The organism is Ruegeria sp. C5 (assembly GCF_056537605.1).
In genome coordinates, this window is the sequence record NZ_JBQFRX010000015.1 from 1 (window position 1) to 5,036 (window position 5,036).

A 5,036-nucleotide genomic window follows, 5' to 3' on the forward strand; every position below is an offset into this window, starting at 1 on the left:
GCACTGACCCTGACCGGCGTGACGCAGCCTGCCAACGGAACCCTGACAGACAACGGCAACGGAACCTATACATATACTCCAAACGCGGGCTATTCGGGGCTAGATGATTTTAACTACACGATTTCAGATGGAGAGTTCACTGACACGGCAACCGTGACGATTTCTGTCGGTAATCCCATTGATGTCTGGTATGGGCTCAATCAGAGCTTTGGTGGTCCGGGTGAAGGGCAGACCGCGATCAATATCCTTGGCAATGTCGGCGGTAATGTCGAAACACTGACCTATTCTCTGAACGGCGGTCCCGAACAAACCCTTCTGATTGGCGCAGACAATGTACGCCTGCAGAATAACGGGGACTTCAACATCGAGATCGATTTTGCGGAACTTGACGGGTCGAGCGCGGATGATGTTGTCACTATTGCCGCGACGCTGGCGGGCGGTGCCGTTGCGACCCGCGATGTAGTGGTGGAATATGAATCCGGCACTACCTGGAACCCCAATTACAGTATCGATTGGTCTACAGTGACCGACGCGCAGGATGTGCTGCAGATCGTTGACGGCACTTGGTTCTGGGATGAAACCGGTATCCGGCCGGTCGATCTGGGATATGACCGTTTGCTGGTTTTGGGCGATGACAGCTGGGACAATTACGAAGTCGATCTTTCGATTACCCTACACGATATTAGCGTCGATGATCCGGTTGGGGTACTGGAGGCATTTGCAGTTGGATTGCTATGGGGAGGCCACACCCAAGCATCAGGCGACACGCAACTAAACACAGGCTACGAGCCAGGCGCATCGTTTACGTATACCCACCTGTTCCGGAATACGAGTTATCACAAGTTTTCTGAATTGGTAGGTGTGCAGAACTTTGATCTGCAAGAAGGCTTGACCTACAACTTCACCGTTCGGGTCGAACAGACCGGTATCTATGACCGGCTTTATAGCCTCAAGGTCTGGGAAGAGGGCGCGGCTGAGCCGGTGGACTGGACCCTGCAATCCGTGGAGACCTTCAGCTTGGACGAGGCTCCGGCGACTGGGGGCATTTACCTCAACGCACATTATTATGACGTCACCTTCGGCGATCTGACTGTCACCGAGATCACCGGCAGCGATATCATTCAGGGCGACGACAGCGCTGAGGTTCAGGTCGCCGTCGATACCGGGGGCGCCACGCCGGGCCAGGGCGAGGTGGATGTATTTGTCGGCGCTGGCGGCGCGGATGTATTTGTCTTCGGGGATGCGAACGGCACCTATTACGACGACGGGATCGGGGCTGATGCGGGCGAGGGTGATTATGGCTTTGTCTACGATTTCATCTCGGGCACCGATCAGGTGCAGCTGGCGGGTGTTGCCGCGGATTACGTGCTCAGCACCGATGCGCCGGGCCTGTCACCGGGCACCGCGATCTGGCGGGTGGGCGAGAATGGCGATGCTGACGAGCTTGTCGGCCTTCTGAACAGTGTCTACGGGCTGGATCTCAACAGCGATGATTTCATCTTCACGGATACGCTTCTGGTCTGAGAAAGGTGAAAAATCACCATATTTCCGCTAATTGGGATACGGTATCGAGTAAAATATTGTCAGTTTCCGGAGGAACGCTTCATTCCATAAAATTGGCCTATTTCTTTGCCAGAGTCTCTTTGGCAAGCTTACGATTACATTTGTGTTAACGGAGAATTTCCATGAAAGTTGCAATTCTCGCCGGGGGCAAGGGAACGCGTCTGGCAGAGGAGACCTCGGTCAGGCCCAAGCCAATGGTCGAGATCGGAGGTATGCCCATCCTGTGGCATATCATGATGACCTATTCCCATTACGGGTATAACGATTTTGCCGTCGCCCTTGGCTATATGGGCAATTACATCAAGCGTTACTTTGCGGAATACGGGACGCTGGCGGGCAATATCACGGTCAATATGGGACATCCTGAACCGGTGGTGCGCCACGATCAGGATCACGCGCCCTGGACCGTCGATCTGATCGAAACCGGTGGTGAGACTCTGACCGGAGGGCGCGTCAAGCGACTGCAGCCTTATATGGGCGACGGGACTTTCATGCTGACCTGGGGCGATGGCGTATCGGATGTGGACCTGCACAAGCTGCTTGCCTTTCACCGCAGCCACGGCAAGCTGGCGACGATCACTGCGGTGCGTCCGCCCGCGCGCTACGGTCATATGCGCTTTGAGGGCAACCAGGTTGTTGCGTTCGAGGAAAAGCCGCAGACAGCCGAGGGTCGGATCAACGGTGCTTTTTTTATCCTCGAGCCGCAGGTCTTTGACTATATCGAAGGCGATATGGTCATGTTCGAACATGCGCCGCTGGAGAATCTCGCCAGGGATGGTCAGCTGATGGCATATCCTCATGACGGATTCTGGGCGGCGATGGACACCCTGCGCGACAAGCACAATCTGCAAAAGCTGTGGGATTCCGGTGAACGCCCCTGGGCGGTTTGGGAGAAATAATATGCGTGTATTGGTAACTGGTCACCGTGGGTATATCGGTGTGGTGCTGACCCCCATGCTAGAGGCAGCCGGACATGAAGTAGCGGGGATCGACAGCGACCTGTACGAGCGCTGCACTTTCGCTCCGGGCGGAGAGATGCCGCAAGTGCCGACGATCCTGAAAGATATCCGCGATATCGAGGCAGCAGATTTGCTGGGCTTTGACGCCGTCCTGCATCTGGCCGCACTGTCGAACGATCCACTAGGCGATTTCCGACCCGAAACCACCTATGAAATCAATTATGAGGGCACGATGAACGTGGCCCGTGCCGCTAAGGCGGCCGGGGTGTCGCGGTTTGTGTTCTCGTCCTCCTGCTCGAACTATGGCGCGTCGGGCGCGGATTTCATCGACGAGACCGGGGCGTTCAACCCGGTGACGCCTTATGGTGAAAGCAAGGTCAAATCCGAACTGGCGCTGGCCGAGATGGCGGATGACACGTTCTGCCCGACCTTCCTGCGTTCGGCCACGGCCTATGGGGTCAGCCCGCGCATCCGGTTTGATCTGGTGCTGAACAACCTCGTCGCCTGGGCGGTGACCACGGGCAATATCCATATGAAATCTGATGGCACGCCCTGGCGGCCGATCACCCATATCGAAGATATCAGCCGCGCGTTTCTGGCGACGCTGGACACGCCGGTCGAAAAGATCCGCAACGAGGCCTTCAATGTCGGCGTGACCGAGCACAATTACCAGATCCGCGAACTGGCCGAGATCGTGGCCGATGTGGTTCCGGGTTGCGAGGTGACCTTTGCCGATGATGCTGGCCCCGACAAACGGTCCTATCGGGTGAACTGCGACAAGATCCAACGGGTGATGCCGCATTTCAAACCGCAATGGGATGCCCGCAAGGGCGCGCAATCGCTGTATGAATCCTATCTGGCGCAGGACCTGACGCTGGAAGAATTCGAAGGCCCCCGCTATCAGCGGATCGGCCATATCAAAAAGCTGATCGCCGATGATGTCATTGATGTGGCCCTGAAGCACACCGAAAATGGGGTGTCTTCGCGCACCCCTGAAAACGTGCAGGAAGCCGACCCTTCGGATTTCGTGGCCGACAGCGCCGGGGTCAATTGTATTTCCTGTAGCCACAAGGGGCTGGAGCCCATTCTCGATCTGGGCCTGATGCCCCGTTCGGACGGTCTGCTGGAAGAAAGTGGGCTGACGCATAAAGAGTCATTGGTCCCGTTGCGTTTGGGCTATTGTCCCGATTGTACTCTGGTTCAGCTGCTGGAAACCCGCCCGCCGGAAGAAATGTTCGGTGACGACTACGTCTATTTCTCGTCCTACTCCGAAGATCTGCTGAAGCATTCTCGCGAAAACGCGTTGGAACTGATCGAGAAACGCAAGCTCGGACCGGATAATCTGGTGGTCGAGATCGCGTCGAATGACGGCTATATGCTGCAGAATTTCAAGGGCGAAGGCATCAACGTTCTGGGCATCGATCCGGCCTCGCAACCCGCCACTGCAGCGCGCGAAAAGGGTATCGACACGGTGATCGACTTCTTCGGCACCCGCGTGGCCGGCGAATTGCGCGCACAAGGCAAACGGGCCGATGTCATCATCGCCAACAACGTGGTGGCGCATGTGGCCGACCAGAATGATCTGGTGGCAGGCATGGCCGAGCTGCTGGCCGATGACGGGCAGGTTGTGGTCGAATTTCCCTATGTCCGCGACATGATCGATTTCATCGAGTTCGACACGATCTATCACGAGCATCTGTGCTATTTCTCGGTGGGTTCGGCCAAAACGCTGTTTGAACGGCACGGGCTGTATCTGAACGATATGCGGCGGGTGCCAATCCATGGCGGGTCACTGCGGCTGTTCTTTGGCAAGACCGCAGCACCCACGCAGGCTGTTGCGGATATCCTGGCCGAAGAACATGAACTGGGTCTGGACCGGTTCGGTTACTACAAGACCTTCGGGGCCCGTGTCCGGGCCTTCCGCGATCAGGCGCGCAAACTGGTGGGCAATCTGAAAGCCGATGGCAAGCGCATCGCAGCCTATGGCGCGGCGGCCAAGGGCACGATCATGCTGAACTTTCTGCAGCTCAACGACCGGGCCATTGAATACGCGGTGGACAAGAACGTCCACAAGCAGGGCAAATACATGCCCGGCGTGCGTATCCGCATCGATGAGCCCGAAAGATTGATGGATGATAATCCGGATTATGTAATAATTCTGCCCTGGAACTTCCGCGACGAGATCATTCGCCAACAGCAGGCCTTCCTGCAGGCCGGCGGCAAGTTCGTTGTACCGATCCCGGAACTGGAAATCGTCGAATCCTGACGGCGGAGGGCATATTTATGACTGAACTGACCTCTTGCCCGGCCTGTGCCGGGCAGACCCTGTCAGAGATTTACCGGCTGGACGCCATCCCGGTGCAAAGCTGCATTCTGCTGGACACCGAGGATGAGGCGCGCAATTTCCCGCGCCATCCGCTGGTTCTGAAATTCTGCGACGATTGCGGCTTTGTCTTCAGTTCCGTTTTCGGTCTGTCCAAGGTCGATTACGCTTCGACCACCGATGATAGCCAG

3 protein-coding genes and 1 pseudogene are annotated in these 5,036 nt (G+C 56.7%); all 4 read left to right on the forward strand.

Annotated elements, in window-relative coordinates; genetic code table 11:
* Nucleotides 1–1,524: cadherin-like domain-containing protein (locus ACR0AW_RS21115; protein ID WP_480439582.1), on the forward strand; the 1,524-nt coding region annotated here is incomplete at its 5' end.
* Nucleotides 1,525–1,685: 161 nt separating this feature from the next.
* Nucleotides 1,686–2,462, forward strand: coding sequence for a glucose-1-phosphate cytidylyltransferase (gene rfbF / locus ACR0AW_RS21120; RefSeq protein ID WP_170734188.1), 777 nt, complete (start codon nucleotides 1,686–1,688; stop codon nucleotides 2,460–2,462).
* 1 nt (nucleotide 2,463) lies between these two features.
* Nucleotides 2,464–4,788: an NAD-dependent epimerase/dehydratase family protein gene (locus ACR0AW_RS21125; RefSeq protein ID WP_480439584.1), complete on the forward strand. Its 2,325-nt coding sequence runs from the start codon at nucleotides 2,464–2,466 to the stop codon at nucleotides 4,786–4,788.
* 17 nt (nucleotides 4,789–4,805) lie between these two features.
* A pseudogene (locus ACR0AW_RS21130) lies at nucleotides 4,806–5,036 on the forward strand (methyltransferase); the annotation flags it as partial.

Coding starts and splice junctions, on each gene's coding strand:
- rfbF (WP_170734188.1), top strand. CDS start 1,686: ATGAAAGTTGCAATTCTCGCCGGGGGCAAGGGAACGCGTCTGGCAGAG.
- ACR0AW_RS21125 (WP_480439584.1), top strand. CDS start 2,464: ATGCGTGTATTGGTAACTGGTCACCGTGGGTATATCGGTGTGGTGCTG.